The organism is Streptomyces sp. NPDC127177, assembly GCF_042672475.1.
In the GTDB taxonomy this organism is placed as follows: Bacteria; Actinomycetota; Actinomycetes; order Streptomycetales; family Streptomycetaceae; genus Streptomyces.
Genome location: NZ_JBHXUW010000013.1, coordinates 26,403 through 47,632 on the forward strand (window position 1 = coordinate 26,403; position 21,230 = coordinate 47,632).

Genomic DNA, 21,230 nt, shown 5'->3' on the forward strand with positions numbered 1-21,230 from the left:
GTCAGGAATTACCCCCGTTGGCCTTGATCAGCCCGAGTTGGTCGAACTTGCCCGAAAGCAGGACGTCGAGAGCGGCCATACCGTCCGCGGGCTCGATCGAGCCCGCCCCTGCCCTCTGCATGCGCTCCCGGTACTCCGGTGCGGCGACGACGCCAACGGTGCCCCAGAAGCCCCAGTTCATGGTCTTGACGGGAATGTCCAGGTCGGCGCCGAGACGGTGGGCGTAGGCGTCCTCGAACACCGATCCCGCCACGTAGTTGGACTGTCCCGGACCCATCAGGAAGGAGTTCATCGACGAGAAGAAGAGGAGGAAGTCCAGGGGCTCGGCGCGGAACACCTGGGCCAGCCGGACGCTCACGTCGACCTTGGCCGCGACCGCGGCCCGGAAGCGCTGCTCGTCCATCCGCTCCAGGCTCCGGTCCAGTAGCACGATCGCCGAGTGGACCACCCCGTGGACCACCGGATGGATCTTCTTGATCTCCTCGTATGCCCTCTCCAGCGCCGCCCGGTCGGTGGCGTCGGCCCGCACGTAGCGCGGCCGGGGGCCGAGCTCGCCCAGGCGGTCGAGCTTCGCCCGGACCGTCTCGTCCTCCTCCCGCCGCCCGATCCACACGACCTGCGCCCCGCAGGTGCGGATCATCTGCTCGGTCCACGCCTCGCCGATGCCTCCGGCCCCTCCGATCACCACGTAGACGCCGTCCTGCCGGTACACCGTCCGCTGAGTACGCTCCGCGGCGGTGACCTGCACCGGTACGAGCGTCTGGCGGTACCAGCGGGATCGGCGGTACGCCCACACGCTGCCGGTCTCCGCCGCGGGCAGCGCGAACAGCTGCGCCGCCGGCCAGGCGTGGTCCGGGTCCAGGTCGGCGAGGCGCACCGTCCAGCCCGGGTACTCCTTCGCCACCGACCCGAGCAGTCCGTGCAGTCCGGCGTGGGCCGGGTGGACCACGTCGGTACGCCGGACCCGCAGGGCCCGCTCGGTGATGAGGGTGATATCGAGCGGGCGACGGTCGTACCCCAGCTCCAGCAGCGCCTTGAGCAGGCGGAAGCAGGCGTAGAGGCCGGTCTCCTGGGCGTCCACCAGCGCCTCGTCGTCGGCGGCCGTCTCCCGGGGGGCGATCCAGACCAGGTGCCCGAGGACGTCACCGGTGCCGTCCAGCTTCGCCGCGATGCTCTCGGCCGTGTCCGCCTGTTCCAGCAGCAGGTGTTCGGCACGGCCGTGGACGGCGCGGATCCGTTCGTGCTGTTGCGCGGTGCCGCCGATCACGACGGCCCGGCCGTGCGACACGGCGGGGTCCTGCGGCAGCCGCGCGGGGACGGCGTCCCAGACCGGTGCCAGCAGGATGCTCGTACCGCCCTGGTCCGCACCCTCGGGCGCGGCCGTCGGGTGCTCGCCCTCGGCCGCGGCGGGGGCGGAGGCCGGGACGTCCGCCACGGGCAGCCCGTCTCCCGGACCGTCGTCGAACCAGCAGCGCTCCCGCGCGAAGGGGTAGGTGGGCAGGGGGACCCGGCGGGGCCGTCCCGACCCGGTCAGCCGCGCCCAGTCGACAGGCGTTCCGCCGACCCAGGCCGCGGCGAGCCGCTCGGCCTCCGCGACGGTCGGCGGGCCGTCCGCGGCGTCGGGTCCGGCCGGCTCGCCGCGACCGGTCCGGCCCTTGCCGGCCAGCCCGGTGAGGACGCCCTCCGCCGCGCCGTCCTCGGCGTAGCCGGTCAGCTTCTCGCGCAGCTCCAACGGGGTGACGGCCACCACGGCCAGCCGTCGCGCCATGGCTTCCCGGCCCTGCTGCAGGGTATGGGCGACGTCCGCCAGGGCCACCGAGGGATGGGCGCGCAGGTGCTCGGCGAGACGGGCGGCCGAGGTCCTCAGCTGCTCCTCGCTCCTGGCCGACAGCACTATGACGTACGGCCCGTCGGCCGGCCGCTCGGCGTCGTGCCCGGTGAACTCCTCCACGACCAGGTGGGCGTTGGTGCCGCTGAAGCCGAAGCCGCTGACGGCCGCACGCCGCGGACGGTCCGCCTCGGCCTTCCACGGGGAGAGCTCGGTGTTGACGCGGAACGGCGAGCTCTCGAAGTCGAAGTGCTCGTTGGGCCGGTCGAAGTGCAGGGTCGGCACCAGCTGTTCGTTGCGCATGGACAGCAGCACCTTCTGGATGGAGGCGATGCCCGCGGCGGCGGAGGTGTGGCCGAGGTTGCTCTTGACCGAGCCGATGGCGCAGTACCCGGTCCGGTCCGTGTACTCCCGGTAGACCGAAGCCAGGGCGTCCAGCTCGATGGGGTCGCCCAGTTTGGTTCCCGTGCCGTGCAGTTCGGCGTAGCCGATCCCGGCCGGGTCGATGCCGTACCGCTCGTATACGTCGCGTTCCAGTTCCCGCTGGCTCACACCGCTCGGCGCGGTGATGCCGTTGGTCCTGCCGTCCTGGTTGATGCCCGATCCGATGACCACGCCGTGGATGTGGTCGCCGTCGCGGACGGCGTCGTCGAGGCGCTTGAGGACGAGCGCGCCCACACCCTCGGCCGGCACGAACCCGTTCGCACTGTTGTCGAAGGCCTTGCAGCGCCCGTCCGGGGACAGCATTCCCGCGCTGGACATGCCGAGGTACGCGTCGAGGCCCAGGTAGAGGGTGACGCCTCCGACGAGGGCCATGTCGATCTCGCCGCCGCGCAGGGCCTGCGTCGCCAGGTGGGTGGCCACCAGGGAGGAGGAGCAGGCCGTGTCCAGGGCGATGGCGGGGCCCTTGAGGTCCAGGAAGTAGGCGATGCGCGCGGCGGTGATGGCATTGCTGCCACTCGTGGCAGCCGCGCTCGTCCCCCGTCCCTGGCGCTGCATGAGCATGCCGTACTCGCTGCCCATGATCCCGAGGTAGACCCCGCACTTGCGGCCTCCCAGCGAACGCGGGTCGTAGCCCGCGTTCTCGAAGGCGTGGTACGCCTCCTGGAGGAACAGCCGCTGCTGCGGGTCCATCGACTCCGCTTCCGCGGGCGGGATGTTGAAGAACAGCGGGTCGAAGCTCTCGATGTCGTCGAGGTGCCCCATCCACTTGCAGTCGACCTTGCCGTCCTGGTGGGGGCGCGGGTCGTAGTGGTCGGCGACGCTCCACCGGGAAGCGGGGACCTCGCCCACGCAGTCACGGCCGTTCACCAGGTTGTCCCAGTACTCGTCCAGGGTCGTGGAACCGGGGTACCTGCCGGACATGCCCACCACGGCGATCGCTCCGGACGTCGGGGACCCGGCCGGCGGCTCGACCACGGACGGGGCCGGCGCCGGGGCGGCTGCCACCGACTCGGCCTCGGGCTCGGCCTCCGGCTCCGACTCGGCCTCGGCCTCGGGCTCGGCCTCCGGCTCCGGCTCGGACTCGGGCTCGGGCTCGGGCTCGGGCTCGGGCTCGGTCACTTCACGAAAGGGCCGCCCTTGAGGGGCGCCTCCTTTGGCCAGCTCCCGGACGATGTACGCCGACAGCTCCATGACGGTGGGGTGGTCGTAGAGCCGGGTCACCGGCAGATCCAGTCCGTACCGCTTGTTGATCGCGTTGATCCACTCGACGCCGACGATGGAGTCCAGGCCGAGGTCGATGAACTTCGTGTCCGGGTCGATCTCCTCGTCGTGCAGGTACAGGGCCTCGCCGAGGCTCGTCGACAACTCGGCCACCAGGACCTCCCGGTCAGGGGCGGCGGCTGCCGGTGGCGGCGTTTCCACCGGGGCCGGGCGCGGGGCGCTCACCGAGGTGGAGTCCTGACGGACGGGTCGTGCGGGAACCGGGCCGCCGCCGGCGCGGGGACCGGCACCGTCCAGGGGGACCAGACCGATGCCACGCGGCTTGGCGGTGCTCCGGGCTGCCGGCGCCTGGGCGGGGGCAGCCTTGGGCACAGCGGGCGCGGGGGCCGAGGCAGCCTTGGGCAGGGTGAGCGGCGCGGGGGCTGGCGTGCCGGCCGGTTCGGCCGGGGTGGCCGGGGTGGCCGGGGTGGCCGGGGTGGCCGCCTCGCGGGCGACCTGCCCGGTCACGGGCCGGGTGTCCTCGGCCGCCCAGAACCGCTTGCGGGCGAACGGGTAGGTCGGCAGCGAGATCCGGCGCGGCAGGCCGTCCGGGTAGTACCGGCGCCACGGCAGGTCCAGCCCGTTGGTCCACAGTTCGAGCAGCTTGCCGAACTTCCTCTTGTCCACCCAGGCCGCGATGGTGCGTTCCATGTCCTCGTCCTCGACCAGGACGGAGACGAGGTCCTGGGCGCGCCTGCCACGCCCCCGGTAGGCCTCGGTGTCGTCCTTGCCCGCGACATGGGCCTCCAGATGGGCCGTCAGCTCGGCCACCGAGCCGGCCGGGAACGCCAGCCGCTCGGCCATGTGCTCCCGGCCCACCTGGAGCGTGGCCGCGACGGCGGGCACGTCGGCGTCCCCGATCCGCTCCTCGCGGACCCAGTCCAGCAGGCGCCGGGCCTGCTCGCGCAGTTGGTCCTCGGTCCGCGCCGAGAGCACGATGAGCGAACCCAGCGGCCATTGCGTCGGACCGCCGGACGCCGCCGGCCCGTCCGGAACGTACTCGCCCACGATGACGTGGGCGTTCGACCCGCCCGCGCCGAATGACGAGATGCCGGCGAGGCGCGCGTACTCCCGCGGGCCCTCGGGCGTGTCGATCACCGGCCGCCGCCACTCCGCCGCCTCTTGCTGCACCCGGAAGGGGGTGTCGGCGAAGTCGATGTGGGGATTCAGCGTCTCCGAGTGGAGCGAGGGGACCAGATGGCCGTGCGCGAGCTGCAGCAGCACCTTGGTGAAGGCCGAGATGCCCGCGGCGCTCTCGGCGTGCCCGATGTTGCTCTTGACCGATCCGATCGCGCAGTACTGGCGGTCTGCGGTGTGGCGGGAGAACGCCTTGGCCAGGCCGGCGATCTCGATCGGGTCCCCGAGCGAGGTGCCCGTGCCGTGCGCCTCGACGTAGCTGATGGTGCGTGCGTCGACCCCGGCCCGGTCGAGGGCGCGGGTGATCACGTCGGCCTGGGCGTTCACGTTGGGGACGGTGTAGCCGTTCGTGCGACCGCCGTGGTTCACCGCCGTCGCCTTGATGACCCCGTAGATGCGGTCGTTGTCGGCGACGGCCCGGTCCAGGGGCTTGAGCATGACCGCGCCCACCCCTTCGGCGGGGACGTAGCCGTCGCCGCCCTCACCGAAGCTCTCGCAGCGGCCCTTGCTCGACGCGAAGCCGGCCTGGCCCAGCAGGAGGTACTTCGCGGGATGCAGGGAGAGGTTGACCCCGCCGGCGACCGCGACCTCGCAGTCGCCCGCCTGCAGGCTCAGGCAGGCGAGGTGGAGCGCCGACAGGGACGAGGAGCACATCGTCTTGACGGTGAGGCTCGGTCCCTGCCAGTCGCAGAAGTAGGAGACCCGGTTGGCGATGTTCGCGGCGTTGCCGGGAATCGCCCGGCCGGCCGCCAGCGCCTGCTCGGTGGCACCGTAGAGCTGGTACTCGTCGTACATCGAGCCCACGAACACCCCGACGTTGCCGCCGGCTCCGGCCGGAGAGGGCTCGGCCAGGTCCTGGCGCGTGTACCCGGCGTCCTGGAGCGTCTCGTAGACGCACTCCAGGAACAGGCGCTCCTGCGGATCGGTGAACTCGGCTTCGCGCGGGGACATGTTGAAGAACAACGGGTCGAACCGGTCGACGTCGTCGAGGAAGCCTCCCCACCGGGAGTTCGTCGTACCGGGTCGGGAGCGGTCCTCGTGGTAGTGGGCATCGGCGTCCCAGCGGTCCCGGGGGACCTCGGTGACGGAGTCCCGGCCCTCGGCGAGGTTGCGCCAGAAGGTCCGCAGGTCGGGTGCCTGCGGGTAGCGTCCGCCCATCCCGATGACGGCTATCTCCGTGACGCGCGGCGCGGACGGGTGCCCCTCCGGACGGCAGGCCGGCAGGGGGGCGGCGGGCGCGGCGGACGGCTCCGCCGCCTCCGGCACCGGGGGCGAGGGAACCGCGGCGGCCGGGACGGCCCCCCTCAGCTCCCGCAGCCGGTCCGCGTGGACCTCGATGAAGTAGCGGCTCAGCTCCGTGATGTCGCGGTGCTCGAAGAACAGCGTTTTCGGCAGGTTGCCGAACGAAGTCTCCAGCCGGGCGGTGAGGTTGACGGCCTGGATCGAGTCGATGCCGTAGCGCTCCAGGCGGCTGCCCGGATCGAGGCGCCGCGCGGGCACCTTCAGCACCTCCGCCAGGAGCGAGGTGATGTGCTCGACGGTCCACTCCCGCAGACCGTCGTCCCGGCCCGCCTCCACCGGCACGGCGGGGGTCCCGTTCGCGGGTTCTGCATGCGCTCTGGCCTGCTGCATCGTCAGCGTATTCCTGATCCGGTCCGTGTGCCCAGCGGCGACGAGTACCTGGTGGTGGTGGGTGTGGAGGCAGCGGGTGAACGCCTCGATTCCGGCGCCGCGCTCCAGCGGGGAGATCCCGAAGCGGTCGTGCAGCACCGTCCTGGTGTCGGCGTCGGTGCCCATGCCGCCCTCGGCCCACAGGGGCCAGTTGATCGAGAGCGTGCGGCCGGACCGCCGGCCGGAGGCGACGAGGCCCGCGCGGTACTCCGCGTACGCGTCCATGAACGCGTTCGCCGCCGCGTAGTCGGCCTGGCCGACGTTCCCGGTGACGGCGGCTCCGGACGAAAAGGCCACGAGGAAGTCCAGGTCCTGGTCCCCGATCGCCTCGTCGAGGTTCACCAGGCCGCTCACCTTGGGCGAGAGGACCCCGCGGAACTCCTGTGCGGACTTCCTCAGGATGAAGTCGTCCTCGATCACGCCGGCACTGTGGACGACCCCGTGGAGCGCCCCCGCCGTGCGGCGGATCCCGTCGACCAGCGCCTTGACCGCGGCCGGGTCGGCGATGTCCACCGTCTCGTACGACACCTCCGCGCCCGCGGCGCGGAGCCGGTCGAGGAACCCGCGCGACTCCCGTGTCACCGGGGAGCGTCCGACGAGGACGAGCCTGGCGTCCTTCACCTGCCGGGCGATCTCCATGGCGAAGACGCGCCCAAGGCCGCCCAGGCCGCCGGTGACGAGATAGACGCCCCCGGACCGCCACGGCACGCCGGGCGCCCCGGCCGGGAACTGCTCGGCCCAGGTGAGAACCTCGCGGCTGCCCCCGCGGTACCGCACGGTGGCGTCGACGGGGCCGCGCCGTTCCCGTTCGAGAAGGGCGAGCCGTGTCGCGACCGGTGTCCCGCCGTCCACGACGACGACCTGCCCGGTGATCCGCGGGTTCTCCAGGGCCGCCGTCCGCAGTAGCGCTCCCAGGCCGGTCAGCACGCCCGACTCCGGCCCGTCGGCCAGCAGCACCTGGAGGACGTACTTGGTCTGCGTGCCGTCCCGCAGCAGCCGCTGCGTCCTTTCGAGCACCTGGAGGGCGCAGTCCGTGTACCGGGCGTCGAGGGTGGAGGCCGCCGAATCGAACGTCACCACCTCGCAGTCCGGACCCTGGGCGGCACCGTCGCCGAGAGCGCCGCGCTCGGCGAACACCACGGCCCTCGTAGCGGCGGGGGCGGACGCGTCGGGCAGCGGGCTGGTCCGCCACCGCGGGGCGGCGAACACCTCGCCGTCGGAGGGCGCGTCGGCCGGCCCGGCCGACGTTCCCGGCTGGGCCCGGAACGTCAGGCCCCGGACCCGGACCAGGACGCGGCCGGTGTCGTCGCACAGATCGAGGTCGAAGGTGCGGGTGGTCCCGCCCACCGTGTCCCGGGCGACCCGCCGCCCCCAGACCCAGAGGGCTTCGCCCGGTGCGGCCAGCACCTCGACCCGGTCCACCCCGAACGGCACGAACGCCGTCCGCCCGGCGTCGGGCTCCCCGGCCATCACGCCCGCGCAGGTCTGGAAGGCCGCGTCCATCAGGCTCGGGGGCAGCCGAAGGCCCTCCGCGTCAGCGCGCGCCGCCTCGGGCAGCACCAGCCGGCCGAGCACCTCCGCATCCCCGAGGAGCAGGTGGTCGATGGCGCGGAACGTCACGCCGTACTCGAGTCCGGCGGCCCGGAACGCGGGGTAGATCTCGGCCGCGTCCCGGCGCCGCCCACCCCAGGCGGCCCGCAGCCGCGCGAGGTCGACGGATGCCGGTGCCGCCTCGCACGGCACCACCGAGCCCGTGCACAGGACGGCGGACCCGGCGTCCTCGCCGACGACAGACACCCGGAAGCCGACTGTGTCCGCGGAGTCCTGTCGGAGCGTCACCTCCAGCTCGCGCGGCCGGTCGTGGACCTGGAACGGCCGGATCCATACGACGTCCGCGAGGGCCACGCCGGCGCGGTGCCCCAGCGGCCCGCCGTCCGAGGCGGCTGCCGCCAGGGCCATCTCCAGGTACGCGGCGCCCGGCAGCGTCCGCACGCCGTGTACCAGGTGGTCCCGCAGGACCGGCTCGTCGCTGGCGAAGGCCGAACCGTGGCGGCTGCCCGACGGCCGGGCCGCGTCCGGGTGGGCCGGCGGGGGGAACCCGCCGGCCGGAGGGGGTACCGGAACGGGCTCGGGGCTCGCCGCCACCCAATAGCGCTCCTTGGCGAACGGATAGGTGGGAAGCGGAATGCGGAAGGGCTTGCGCGGGGCGTGGACCAGAGCCCAATCCACGGCACGGCCGCCGGCCCAGGCCGCCGCCACACCCGGCCAGGCACGGACGGAGATCAGGGACCGGACGAAGTCGCGGTCCTCCTCGCTCTGCTCGTCCCAGCTCGACGGCTCCGCGACCCGGCCGCGGAATATCTCGACGGTGCCGTCCTCTCCGAGATGGGTCCGCAGACCCCGGGCCACCGCGTCGAGGGAGTCAGCCGTGAAGGCCAGCCGGCACTCCAGCGCCGCCCGCCCCACCTGGAGCGAGAAGGACAGGTCGGACAGATCGAGGCGCGGCTGCTCCTCGACGAAGGCGAGCAGATCACGTGCCCGGGTGTCCAACTGCCCTTCCGACACGGCGGACAGGACGATCAGGACTGCCGATGATCCGGCGTGTTCGGTCGTGTCACGCATGGCGATATTCCTCCAGCACCACGTGGGCGTTCGTTCCGCTGAATCCGAAGGAGCTGACGGCTGCCCGCCTCAGCTCGTGGCCGTTCCCCGCTTCCCAGAACTGGAGGTCCCGGCTGATGGTCAGCGGGCAGTCATCGGAGTCGAGGAGCTCGTTGGGCGTCTCCACGTGGAGGGACGGGACGAGCAGGCCGTGGCCCAGGCCCAGCAGCACCTTGTGCACACCGGCGATGCCGGCGGCGGCGGAGGTGTGGCCGATGTTGCTCTTCACCGAGCCGATCGCGCACGCCCCGGGAGCGACGCCACGCTCACGGTAGACCGTGCTCAGTGCGTCGAGTTCGATCGCGTCCCCGAGGGTCGTGCCCGTGCCGTGCGTCTCGACGTAGCCGATGGACGCGGCATCGATGCCGTACCTGTCGTAGACCGAACGGAACAATTCCATTTGGCTGTTGGCACTGGGAGCGGTGATGCCGTTGGTCTTGCCGTCCTGGTTCGTACCCGAGGCCACGACCACTCCGCTGATGTGGTCGTGATCAGCCTCGGCGTCGCTCAGCCGCTTCAGCACGAGGGCACCGACGCCCTCGCCCGGCACGAACCCGTCGGCTCCCCGGTCGAACGACCGGCATCGGCCCTTGGCCGAGAGCATCCGCGCTCCCGACATCCTTACGTAGGTGCCCGGAAGCAGGTACAGCGAGACGCCTCCGACCAGTGCGATGTCGATCTCACCGCTGGCCAGTGCCTGTTGGGCGAGGTGCAGGGCGACGAGCGAGGACGCGCAGGCGGTGTCGAGGGCGATCGCCGGGCCCTTGAGGTTGAGGAAGTAGGCGATGCGCGCGGCGGCGATGGCATTGCTGCTGCTCGTCGCGACGGTGTCCTCGCCGCTGTCGTTCCCGGACACCAGGAAGCTGTACTCGTTGCCGCTGATACCCAGGTAGACACCGCACTTCATCCGGCTCAGCGATCCGGGGTCGTAGCCGGCGTCCTCGAACGCCCGGTACGCCTCCTGCAGGAACAGGCGGTGCTGCGGGTCGATTCCTTCCGCCTCGGCCGGCGAGATGTTGAAGAACAGCGGGTCGAAGCAGTCCGCGTCCTTCAGGTGGCCCATCGCGTTGCAGTAGGTCTTGCCCTTCTGGCCGGGGCGGGGGTCGTAGTAGCGGGACATGTCCCAGCGCTCCGCGGGCACTTCGCGCACGGAGTCACGGCCGTCGCGGAGATTTGCCCAGTACTCGCGGAGGTTCTCCGCGTCCGGATAGCGCCCGGACATCCCGACCACCGCCACGCGGTCGGTGCGGGGGGCGGCCGACGGGGTGTCCACGGGCACCGGCGGAGCACGCTCGGGCTCCGGCCCGATCACGAGGGCCGACTCGAATTCCGGCTCGGGCTCGGGCTCGGGCTCGGGCTCGGGTTCCGGTTCCGGTTCCGGTTCGGGTTCCGGTTCGGGTTCCGGTTCGGGTTCCGGCTCGGGTTCGGGTTCCGGCTGGGGCTCTGGTCCAGGATCCGGTTCGGGCTCCGACTCCCGCTCGGGGGCGGCCGCGTGGCCGGTCGGCAGCTGCTGCTCCACATGGGCCGCCAGCTCCACCACCGACGGGTAGTCGTACAGCCGCGTCGCCGTCAACGACGTGCCGTACGCCTTGTTGATCGCCTTCACCCACTCCACCCCGATGATGGAGTCAAGCCCCAACTCCACGAAATTGCGCCGCGGATCGACCTCACTCTCCGACAGAAACAGCACCGCCGCCAGCCCCGCCCGCAACTCCTCCCGCAGCACGCGCGAAGACCGGCCCGACGTGGCGGGAGGTACCGCGGAGGAACCCTCGCTCCGGGAAACAGCGGTCGGCTGCGGCACGACAGCGGGCTCCGGGACCGGCTCCCGTACCGGCACCGGCTCGGGGGCGGCCGCGTGGCCGGTCGGCAGCTGCTGCTCCACATGGGCCGCCAGCTCCACCACCGACGGATAGTCGTACAGCCGCGTCGCCGTCAACGACGTGCCGTACGCCTTGTTGATCGCCTTCACCCACTCCACCCCGATGATGGAGTCAAGCCCCAACTCCACGAAATTGCGCCGCGGATCGACCTCACTCTCCGACAGAAACAGCACCGCCGCCAGCCCCGCCCGCAACTCCTCCCGCAGCACGCGCGAAGACCGGCCCGGCCCGGTACCACGGGCCGGAGCGGGCGGCGGAGAGGACGGGGCAACCGGCCGCCCGGCCGCCTCGCCGGTGCCGGTGCCGGTCAGCACGATCTTGCGCGGCTTGCCCGCCGGAGCCGTCGTCCCGAGCGCAGGGGCGCCCGGGGCCGCGAGACGGATCCGGGGCTTTCCGGTGACGCTGCTCGGAGCCGCCGACACCGCGGGTTCCCGCACCGCGACGACCGGGGGTGCCGGGCGGAGCGAAGGAAGCGACGGAGCCGAAGGAACAGCGGGAGCCGGTGCGGAGGTACGCGCGGCCGGCCGTGCCGGGGCACCGCGCCCGTCGGTGACCCAGTGCGGCGGGCGCGCGAAGGGGTAGCCGGGGAGGGAGACGATGGCCGGAGTGTCGGGAGTGAACAGCGCCGGCCAGTCCGGCACGGCGCCCCGGCAGTAGAGCTCGCCCAGGGCGGCGCACACCTCCCGGTACCGCTCCGCCGTCACCCCGGGCACCCGGAGCACGTCCAGCAGCGCCCGTGCCTGGACGTCCGACAGCGAACGCTCCTGCTCGCAGGGGACCTCACCGCGCCCGACCATGGGGTGCTGCCGTCCGCTCCCGGCCGCGGACAGCGCGGCGAGGACGTCGTCGGGTCCACTGACGACGACGGAGCAGCGGTGGACGAAGTGCTGCCTGCCCTCCATGAGGGTGTAGGCGGTGTCCCGCAGCCGCCGGTGGTCCAGTTCGCCGTGCGCGAGCGCCGCCCGGAGGTCCTCGGCGCGGCGCCGCAGTGCCTCCGGAGTCTTGGCGGACAGCAGGAGCAGGACCGGGGTCTCGGCGGCCGGGGTCCGGCGGACGGGCTCGGGGACGCTCTCCACCACCATGTGGACGTTGGTCCCGCTCATGCCGAAGGAGCTGACCGCGCCGAGCCTTGTCCCCGTGGCGGGGTCGGCCGGCCACGGCTCGGTCGTCTTGTTGACGTAGAAGGGGCTGTCCTTCCAGCTGATGTAGTCGCTGTCCTGCTCACAGTGCAGGCTCGCCGGGACGACGCCGTGCCGGACCGACTGGACCAGCGCGATCAGGCTGACCAGCCCGGAGGCGGCCAGGCTGTGGCCGACACCGGATTTGGTAGAGGTCAGCGCACAGAAACCGGTCTTGCCCGTCCGCTCCCGGTACGCCTCGTTCAGGGCGTTCACCTCGACCGGGTCGCCGAGCCGGGTCCCCGTGCCGTGGGCCACCAGGTGTCCGATGCGCTCGGGGTCGATGGCGTGCCGCTCGTAGACCTGGCGGTAGAGCCGCGTCTGGGCCGCCCCGTTCGGAGCGGTGATGCCGTTGGAGCGGCCGTCGTAGTTCATTCCGCTGCCGCGGATGACCGCCAGGACGCGGTCGCCGTCGGCTTCCGCCCGGGACAGCCGCTTGAGGACGAGGGCGGGGACCGCCTCGCCTAGGACCATGCCGTCGGCCCGCTCGTCGAAGGCGCGGCAGACCCCGCTCTCCGAGAGCATCCCCGACCTGCCCATCTCGGCCAGGCCGCGCGCGGTGGTCGCCAGGTTGACGGCGGCGACCACCGCGGTGTCGCACTCGCCGGCGCGCAGGCTCGCGCACGCCTGGTGGGCGGCCGTCAGACCCGAGGAGCAGGCGGTGTTGACCGTCAGTACCGGGCCGGAGAAGTCGAGGAGGTAGGCCAGCCGTGCGGCCATGATCGCCTCGTGCTGGGCGGTTATGCCGCCCTCTCCCCCGGTCAGTTGGGCGTAGTCGCCCTGTTCGGCGCCGACGAACATGCCGATCGCTCCGGCGCGCAGCCTGCGTTCGCCGTAGCCCGCGTCCTCCAGGGCGCGCCAGGCCTCCTGGAGCAGCAGCCGCTGTCGGGGGTCCATGGTGCGCGCCTCGCGGGGCGATATCTCGAAGAACGCGGCGTCGAACTCCGCTACGCCCGGTACGAAGCCGCAGCGGACGGGGTCCGGCAGCCCGGCCTCGGGCCCCTCCCAGTCGGCCTGCCGGTCCGCGGGGACGGCTGTCAGCGCGTCCTTGCCCTGTGCGAGGTTCTCCCAGAACTCCTCGACGGTCCGGGCGGCGGGGAACCGGCCGCTCATGCCGATGACGGCGATGGGCTCCGGTTCGGTGTCGGCCGGGCGCCACGGCGCGGTATCCGGCGCGGCGCGGTCCTCGGGCGCGGTAAGGGGTACCGCTGCCTCCGGGCGGAGCCGCCGGCCCAATTCCGCTCCGTGGTCCGCGGTCAGACGGGCGACCAGTTTCTCCGGGGTGGGGTAGGAGAAGAAGATGGACGGCAGCACCTCGACCGCGAGGCTCTCGCCCAGGACCCCGGCCAGCTTGACCAGGCTCACCGAGTCGAACCCGAGCTCGGAGAGGTTCTCGTCGGCGTGGATCTGCTCGCGGGGCACCTTCAGGACGTCGACGATGGCCGTCCTGAGGGCCGAGAGGACCAGCGCCTCGACGTCCGCGGCACTGCTGCTGCCGGTGTCCTCGCTGGCTGACATGTCCTGCCTTTCCGCGGTGTGCGAAGTGACCGCCGCGCGGGGGGTGCCGGAGCGGTGTGGGGCTGGGGCAGGGCGGTCCTCGCTTCGCGGGACCGCCGGTGCGGGGTCGGTGGCGAGCATGCGCCGTATCCGCGGCGGATCGCCGGCCAGGACGATCTGCTGCGTCTCGTCCTGGCCGAGGAGGCGTTCGAAGAGCGCGAGGCCCTCGTCCTCCTCCAGCAGGCGCAGTCCGCTGGAGGACAGGTACAGCTCGATGCCGGCCGCGTCGTCGAATCCCATTCCGCCGCCGTTCCACAGAGGCCAGTTGACGGCGACCGTGGCTCCGGACGACGCTCCTCTGCGCACCTGCTCGTGGCGGTGGCGCGCGTAGGACGTCTGGAAGCGGTTGGCCACCGCGTAGGCGCAGCCGCCGAAATCGCCGAGGACCGCCGAGGTCGACGAGAAGTAGCAGAGGAAGTCGAGGGGTTCCGCCGCCAGCACCTCGTCGAGCACGCGCGTGCCGTCCACCTTGGCGGAGAGCACGTGCTGGAAGGACCGGGCGTCCGCAGTGGTCAGCGAACCGCCCTCGGGGACACCCGCGGCGTGGACGGCGCCGTGGATCGGGCCGAAGCGCTCGTACGCCGCTGCCACCACCTCCCGCATAGCCTGCGGATCGGCGACGTCGGCCTGTCGGTAGAGGACCTCGCCGCCCAGTGACTCGATCCGGGCGAGCGCACTCCGCTTGTGGGCGTCGAGGGGGGAGCGTCCGGTCAGCACCAGCCGGGCCGACCAGTTCCTGGCCAGATGCTCGGCGACCAGGAGGCCGAGTCCGCCGGTGCCCCCCGTGATGAGGTAGGTGCCGTGGGGCTTGAGGAGGTGCCGGCCGGGCCGGTCCGGACTCGGCAGGACCCGGCTGACGTGGCGGGCACCGGCACGGTAGAGCGCGCTGCCGGGCGTGCCTGCCGCCCACTCGTCCCACAGGCGGGCGAACCAGAGGTCGCGGGGCGTCCCGTCGGGCGTGTCCCGGGCGTCCTCCAGGATCGCGGCGAACCGCACGCCGGGAAGCGCCCTCCCGAGGGAGCGGTCGAAGCCGAGCCACGACTCCGCGTACGCCCGCTCGACGCCGTCGCGGAACTCTGCTGCCTGCAGCACGCTCCCCACCGGCAGCCCCGACCCGGCGATCGCCTTGAGGAGGTGCACGGTGTCGGTGTAGGAGCCGGGATCCGCCGCGTCGTCCAAAGTCCACAGGTTCAGGACGGCGTCGACGGCGCCGTACCGCGCCCGGATGTCCGCGAACACCCGCGCGAAGTCGTCCGGGTTGCGGCGAGCGGCTTGGTAGGAGTCCCCGGAGGTCCGGGCGAACCACTCCCCCGGCGTGACGAACAGCAGGGTGACCTCGGCGCCGGAGGGATCGACGGCTCCGGAGGCGCGGGCCGCCTCGGGCCGGAACGCCGGGTCGGGGCTGAGACAGACCACGGTGCGCGGCGCACCGGCGGCCACGCGGGCGTCGGGCAGCGCCTGCGGCTGCCAGGTCTCCGTGAAGAGGAGGGGGGCCGGATTCCGGTCGCCGCCCGCCGCCGCGGGGACGGACGATACCGCCGTGCTGCCCGAGGCGAGGGCCGCGGCCGAGCGCGCGGTGTCGATCCAGTACCGGTTCCTGGCGAACGGGTAGGAGGGCAGGGCGATCCGGGGCGGGCACCTGTCCCCGTGCAGGGCGTGCCAGTCGACCGGGCCTCCGTCGGCCCAGAGCACCAGCAGTGCCGGGAGGTCCCGCCCGGCCTGCCCGCCGGAGGCGCCCGGGCCGGCGGCCGATGTGCGGGCCCTGCCGCGAACCAGGCCCTCGGCGTCCTGGCGTCCCTCGGCGAAGTCGCGGAGGCGGACGACCAGGTCCGGCATCGCGGTCACGACGAGCCCGAGCCGCTCCCGCATGGCCTCGCGCCCCACCTGGAGCGTGTGGGCGAGTGCGGGCAGGTCTCCGGTCGAGAGGTCCTTCCGTTCGATCCAGTCGGCGAGTTGCGCCGCCTTCTCCGTCAGGCGCTCGGCGGTACGGGCCGACAGGACGACCGGCACGCCGGCGGGGGCCGCGTCGCGGTCCGGTGCGCCGCCCGGGGACGGTCGGTACTCCTCGACGACCAGGTGGGCATTGGTGCCGCCGGCGCCGAACGAGGAGACGCCGGCGGTCCGGTGGAGCTCGCGCTCCTCGCCGTTGACGGTGACGACCGGCCGCCTCCAGTCGGCGAGGGTCTGCTGGACGGTGAAGGGCGTTCCGGCGAAGTCGATGTTCGGGTTCGGTTCGGCGGAGTGGATCGAGGGGGCGATCTTGCCGTGCCTCATCTGGAGCAGCACCTTGGTGAGTCCGGAGATGCCGGCGGCGCTCTCGGCGTGGCCGATGTTGCTCTTGACCGAACCGATCGCGCAGCCCCGGTCGTCACGGGCGTGCGCGCGAAAGGCGCGGGTGAGTCCGGCGATCTCGATCGGGTCCCCGAGCGCGGTCCCGGTGCCGTGCGCCTCGATGTAGCCGACCGCGTTCGGGTCGATGCCGGCCTCCCGCCAGGCGTCGGCGACCACCCGGGCCTGGACGGCCGGGCTGGGGACGGAGTAGCCGTTCGTCCTCCCGCCGTGGTTGACGGCGATGCCCCGGATGACCCCGTGGATGTGGTCGCCGTCCCTTACGGCCCGGTCCAGGGGCTTGAGCAGGACGGCGCCCACGCCTTCGCCCGGCACGTATCCGTCGCCGCCTGCGCCAAAGCTCTCGCACCGGCCGGTGCTGGAGACGAAGCGGCTCCGGCCGAGGAGCAGGTACTTGTTGGGGTGCACCGAGACGTTGACCCCTCCGGCGACGGCCATGTCGCAGGCACCGGACCTGATGGCCTGGCACGCCAGGTGGAGAGCGGTCAGCGAGGAGGAGCACATGGTGTCGACGCTCAGGCTGGGGCCCTGGAAGTCGAAGAAGTACGAGACCCGGTTGGCGACGCCCGAGATGTTCCCGGGCACGGCCACCGGGTTGCCGAGGACCTGTTCCTGGGCTCCGTACAACTGGTATTCCGAGTACATGACACCGGCGTAGACGCCGACGACGGGCGGACGGCCGGAGTCCGTCGGCTCCTTCAGCCGGTCCGGGGTGTACCCGGCGTCCTCCACGGTCTCGTGGACGCACTGGAGGAACAGGCGCTCCTGCGGGTCCATCCGCTCCGCGTCGGCGGGTGAGACATTGAAGAACAGCGGGTCGAACTCGTCGACCCCATCCAGGAATCCGCCCCACTTGCTGTACGTCTTGCCGGGCGCGTCGGGATCCGGGTCGAAGTGCGGCCGGTGGTCCCACCGGTCGGCGGGTATCTCCGTGACGCAGTCACGGCCGGCGGCCAGGTTGGCCCAGAACTCGTCCAGTGTGCGGGCCTGGGGGTAGCGCCCGGCCAGTCCGATGACCGCGACGTCCAGGCCCTGCCGCTCGGAGGGGGCGGGAAGGGGCCGGGTGACGGCCTCGGGGGGCGTACCGGCCGCGCGTCCCGACCACCTCGTCGAGGTAAGGGGCTTGCGCCGCAGGAGGGCAGCAGGCCGTGCGGCGGTCCGGGCCGCCGCCGGGGGTACGGGGGCGGGTGCCGCCGCGGACGCGGCGGCTTCCCCGGGGAGGGCCGCGACCTCGGCCCGCCGGGTGGCGGCCAGGTGCCGGGCCAGCTCGCGGGGTGTGCCGAACTCGAAGAACAGGGTGGCGGGCAGCGGGCCGAGGTCCGCTGCCATCCGCTCCGTCATGGTCACCGACATGATCGAGTCGAGGCCGAACTCCTCGAAGGCCGACCGGGCGTCGACCCTGGCGAGGGGGAGCTTGGTGACCTCGGAGAGAAGGCGTGCGAGGTACCCGCTCGCCTTCTCCTCGAGGTCCTCGAGCAGGTCGCTGTCGTAGTCCGTCATGCGTCGGTCCCATCAGTGGAGAGGGCGGGGAACTGCCACTGCGTCGAGGCGGGGGTGCCGCTCGGGGTGCCGCCGCGGGGCCGGGCCGCGACCCTCACCTCGCCGTGCTCGGAGTGCAGGACCCGGTGGAGGTCGTCCACGGCCGGCTCCTCCGGCAGACCGCCTTCGTGCGACGGCCGCAGGACGGACTGGCTGTGCCCGGACCGCAGGCCGGCGGCGACGAGGCCCTGCCGGTACCGCGGGTAGGCGGCCAGGAAGGCGTTCGCGGCGGCGCCGGCGACCCGGCCGACAGCGCCGTCCGCCCCGGACGGAGCGGCGAGCGTCACGAAGAAGTCCAGCGGGACCGCCGCAGTCGCGGCGTCCAGGTTCACCGCGCCCTCGGTCTCCGCGGCCAGGGCGTCCAGGAACGCCTGGTCCGGGGTGTCGGCGATGAGCGCGCCGCCGGCCGTCCCGCCGACATGGATGACCCCGTCGATGCCCCCGTGGCGCTCCAGGATCCGCGTGACCAGCGCGCTCGCCTCGGAGGGGTCGCAGAGATCGGCCCGCTCGAAGAGCACCGTTCCCCGGTCCGCCTGCCCCGGCCGCCCCGGCGACGCGGCGGGGGCCGGAGCGGAGCTTCCGACGAGAATCACGGTCGCGTTCCCCGTCTGCGCGGCGGTCTCCCGCGCGACGGCGTGGGCGGGTCCGTCCGCTCCGCCCGCGACGAGATAGACCCCGTCCTCCTTCCACGGCAGCCCGTCGGCACCGGAGCGGGCCTCGTACTCGACCCAGACCGGCACCTCGCGGCGGCCGTCGGAGTACCGCACCAGCTGCTCCTCGGGGCATCCCAGGTTCTCCCTGACGCGCGCCGCGGCACGCTCGGGGGTGTGCGTCCGGTCCAGTACGACGACCTGGCCGGTGACGGCCGGGTTCTCCAGACCGGCCGTCCGTAGGACCGCTTCGAGCGCGGGGAGCAGCGCCGCGTCCGGCGTCCCGGGGACCACCAGCTGCACATGGTGCGGGCCGGTGGCTCCGCGCACCAGGGAGCGCAGGTGTGCCAGGACCTTCCGGGCGCAGTCGGTGTACCGGCCGTACGGGTCTTCGCCCGCTCCGCTCAGGAGGAAGACGTCGGCGTCGTCGCCGCGCAGGAGGGGCTCCAGCTCCGGGAGCCCCGCGAGCAGCACGGTCGAACGTGCGGCGGGCGGGCCGGACGGACGGGCGGGGGCGGGCCGGTGTCGCCATTGCCGCCTCAGCAGGGCCCTCCCCCCGTCGCTGTCCACCGTGCCACCGGCGGCGGCCGGGGCGGGGAGTTCCTCGGCGGGACCGGCTCCGAGGGCCGCGGGCCCGTCGGGGCCGGGCGCCGCCGGACCGAGGGAGAGCCCTCCGATCCGGACGCGGACCCGGCCCTGCTCGTCGGCCAGGTCGAGGTCGAAGCAGGGCACCCGCGCCTGGTGGTCGTGCCGGACGCAGGGCCGGATCCAGGCCCACATCGAGGGTGTGCAGGCGTCGAGGACGAGGACTTCCTCGATGGTGCCCGTCACCGCGGACGCGCCGTCGGCGGGCGCGCCCTCCCGCCCGGCCGGTTCGCCGAAGAGGTCGGCGCACGCCCGCACCGCGGAGTCGAGCAGGCCCGGGTGGAGGACGAGGGCGTCGTCCGCCTCCCGCACCGGATCCGTCAGTGCCAGCCGGACGAGGGACTGGCCGGACTGACGGCAGCTCATGCGCAGGTCGAGCACGGTCTCTTCGGCCCCTTCCGCGAAGAAGAGGACTCCCTCGGCGTGCTCGGCGGCTTCGAGGCCGCGGTCCCCGCCCGGCCGGGTGCCGGTGATCTTGAACCTGATGTCTCCGTCGTCCTGCGGGCGCAGCCCGATGTGCGCCTCGCGGGGTCCGCCGGTCGGATCGAGCGGCTGCGCGAACACGACGTCGCGCAGCACGGCGGGTGCCGAAGGGGTGACGGCGCTGTGGCTGCTCAGGCAGCCGGCTGCCAGGGCCATCTCCAGGAAGGCCGTGCCCGGCACGACTCGGGTGGTGCGCTCGCCCAGGAAGGGTTCCTCTCCGGTCACCAGGGAGGTGAAGCGCTGCTCGGTGAAGTCGGACGTGTTGACCTGCGCCAGCGGGTGCAGCGGGGCCGGCCCGGCGAGGGCGGCCGGCTCGGCGGCGAAGGGGCCGTCGAAGGCGTAGTACCGCTCGGACGCGAAGGGGTAGGCCGGCAGCGCGACCCTGCGCGCCCGCGCGGTGCCCGGGAGCGAGCCCCAGCGCACCGGGACGCCGCTGACCCACAGTTCGAGCAGCTTCTCGTACTTCCCCTTCTCGGCCCACGCCGCGATCATCACGTCCAGGTCGCTGTCCGGGGCGAACAGGTTCAGCGTCCGGGTGGCGCCGACGACCGAACCGCGGACGGTCTCGCCGTCCGCCGGGCCGTCCGCCAGGAAGCGTTCGAGCTTGCGGACCAGGTCGGGCACGGAGTGGGCGACGACGCCGAGGCGTTCCTCCCGCGCTTCGCGGCCGACCTGCAGGGTGTGTGCGATATCCCCGAGTGCGAGGTCCGCGTGCTCGGGGCGGCCCAGCCACTGTGCCAGCTGCTCGGCCCGCGCCCTCAACTGGTCGGCCGTGCGGGCCGACAGCGGTATGACGGCCCGCGGGTCGCCATCGGCCGGTGCGGGCCGCGGGGACTCCTGGGGGAGGTGCTCCGCCAGCACGACGTGCACGTTCGAACCGCCCGCTCCGAACGCGGACACGCCCGCGATCCTCGGGAGCGCCGCGCGCGTGCCGTCGTCCGAAAGCCGGGCCGGCCACTCCGCGGCCGAGCGCTGCACCACGAACGGGGTCTGCTCGAAGTCGATGTGCGGGTTGAGCGGCGAGGCGTGCAGGGACGGGGCCAGGCGGCCGTGCTGGAGCTGGAGCAGGACCTTGGTGACTCCGGCGATGCCGGACGCGCTCTCGGCATGCCCGATATTGCTCTTCACCGAGCCGATCGCGCAGAAGCCCCGGTCGTCGGTGTGGGGCTCGAACGCCTTGCAGAGGCCGGCGATCTCGACCGGATCGCCCAGAGCGGTACCGACGCTGTTGGCGTCGATGTAGCTGACGTCCCGCGCGTTCACGCCGGCCCGCCTCAGGGCCTCGCCGATGACCTCGGCCTGGCCCACGGGGTCCGGTACCGAGTAACCGCTGGTCCTGCCGCGGTGGTTGGCGGCGGTCCCCTTGATGACCCCGTAGATCCGGTCGCCGTCCGCGACGGCGCGCTCCAGCGGCTTGAGCAGGACCGCGCCCACGCCCTCTCCCGGAGCGTAGCCGTCGCCTCCGGCGCCGAAGCTGGCGCAGCGGCCGTCGCTCGACGCGAGCCGGCCCTGGCTGAGGAGCAGGTACTTGTTCGGGTGCAGTGAGAGATTGACCCCGCCGGCGACCGCCGTGTCGCAGTCGCCCGTCGCCAGGCTCCGGCAGGCCAGGTGCAGCGCCATCAGCGACGACGAGCACATCGTGTCGACGCTCATGCTGGGGCCGCGGAAGTTGAACACGTGGGAGACGCGGTTGGCCACGGAGGCGGAGCTGCCCGGCACCACGGGAGCCGCTTCGCCGTCGAGCGCCCGCCCGCCGTGGAGCTGGTACTCCTGGTACATGACTCCGGCGAAGACGCCCACCCGGCCGCCGAGCAGGTTGCCGGTGCGGTCCTTGCCGACGTCCCGGACGTATCCGGCGTCCTCCAGCGTGTCGTGGACGCACTGGAGGAACAGCCGCTCCTGCGGGTCCATGACCTCCGCCTCGCGCGGGGAGATGTTGAAGAAC

3 protein-coding genes (1 of these 3 only partly in view) are annotated in these 21,230 nt (G+C 73.0%); all 3 read right to left on the reverse strand.

The window, feature by feature from the left end; genetic code table 11:
- Position 1 precedes the first annotated feature (1 nt).
- Tightly spaced (each overlapping or abutting the next), the 3 genes in view from ACFVJX_RS10835 to ACFVJX_RS10845 form a layout consistent with a single transcriptional unit that may run on beyond the window.
- Positions 2-8,962, reverse strand: coding sequence for an SDR family NAD(P)-dependent oxidoreductase (locus tag ACFVJX_RS10835; RefSeq protein ID WP_384128413.1), 8,961 nt, complete (start codon positions 8,960-8,962; stop codon positions 2-4).
- A complete protein-coding gene (locus ACFVJX_RS10840) occupies positions 8,955-17,468 on the reverse strand; it encodes an SDR family NAD(P)-dependent oxidoreductase (RefSeq protein ID WP_384128415.1) in 8,514 nt (2,837 codons plus the stop codon). The genes ACFVJX_RS10835 and ACFVJX_RS10840 overlap by 8 nt, the downstream gene beginning before the upstream one ends.
- Positions 17,465-21,230: the 3' end of an SDR family NAD(P)-dependent oxidoreductase gene (locus tag ACFVJX_RS10845; RefSeq protein ID WP_384128417.1), read on the reverse strand. It continues 9,869 nt past the right edge of the window; the window shows 3,766 of its 13,635 coding nt (coding positions 9,870-13,635); the start codon falls outside the window, past its right edge — the gene reads right to left on this strand; the stop codon is at positions 17,465-17,467. Before ACFVJX_RS10845 ends, ACFVJX_RS10840 begins: the two co-directional genes overlap by 4 nt.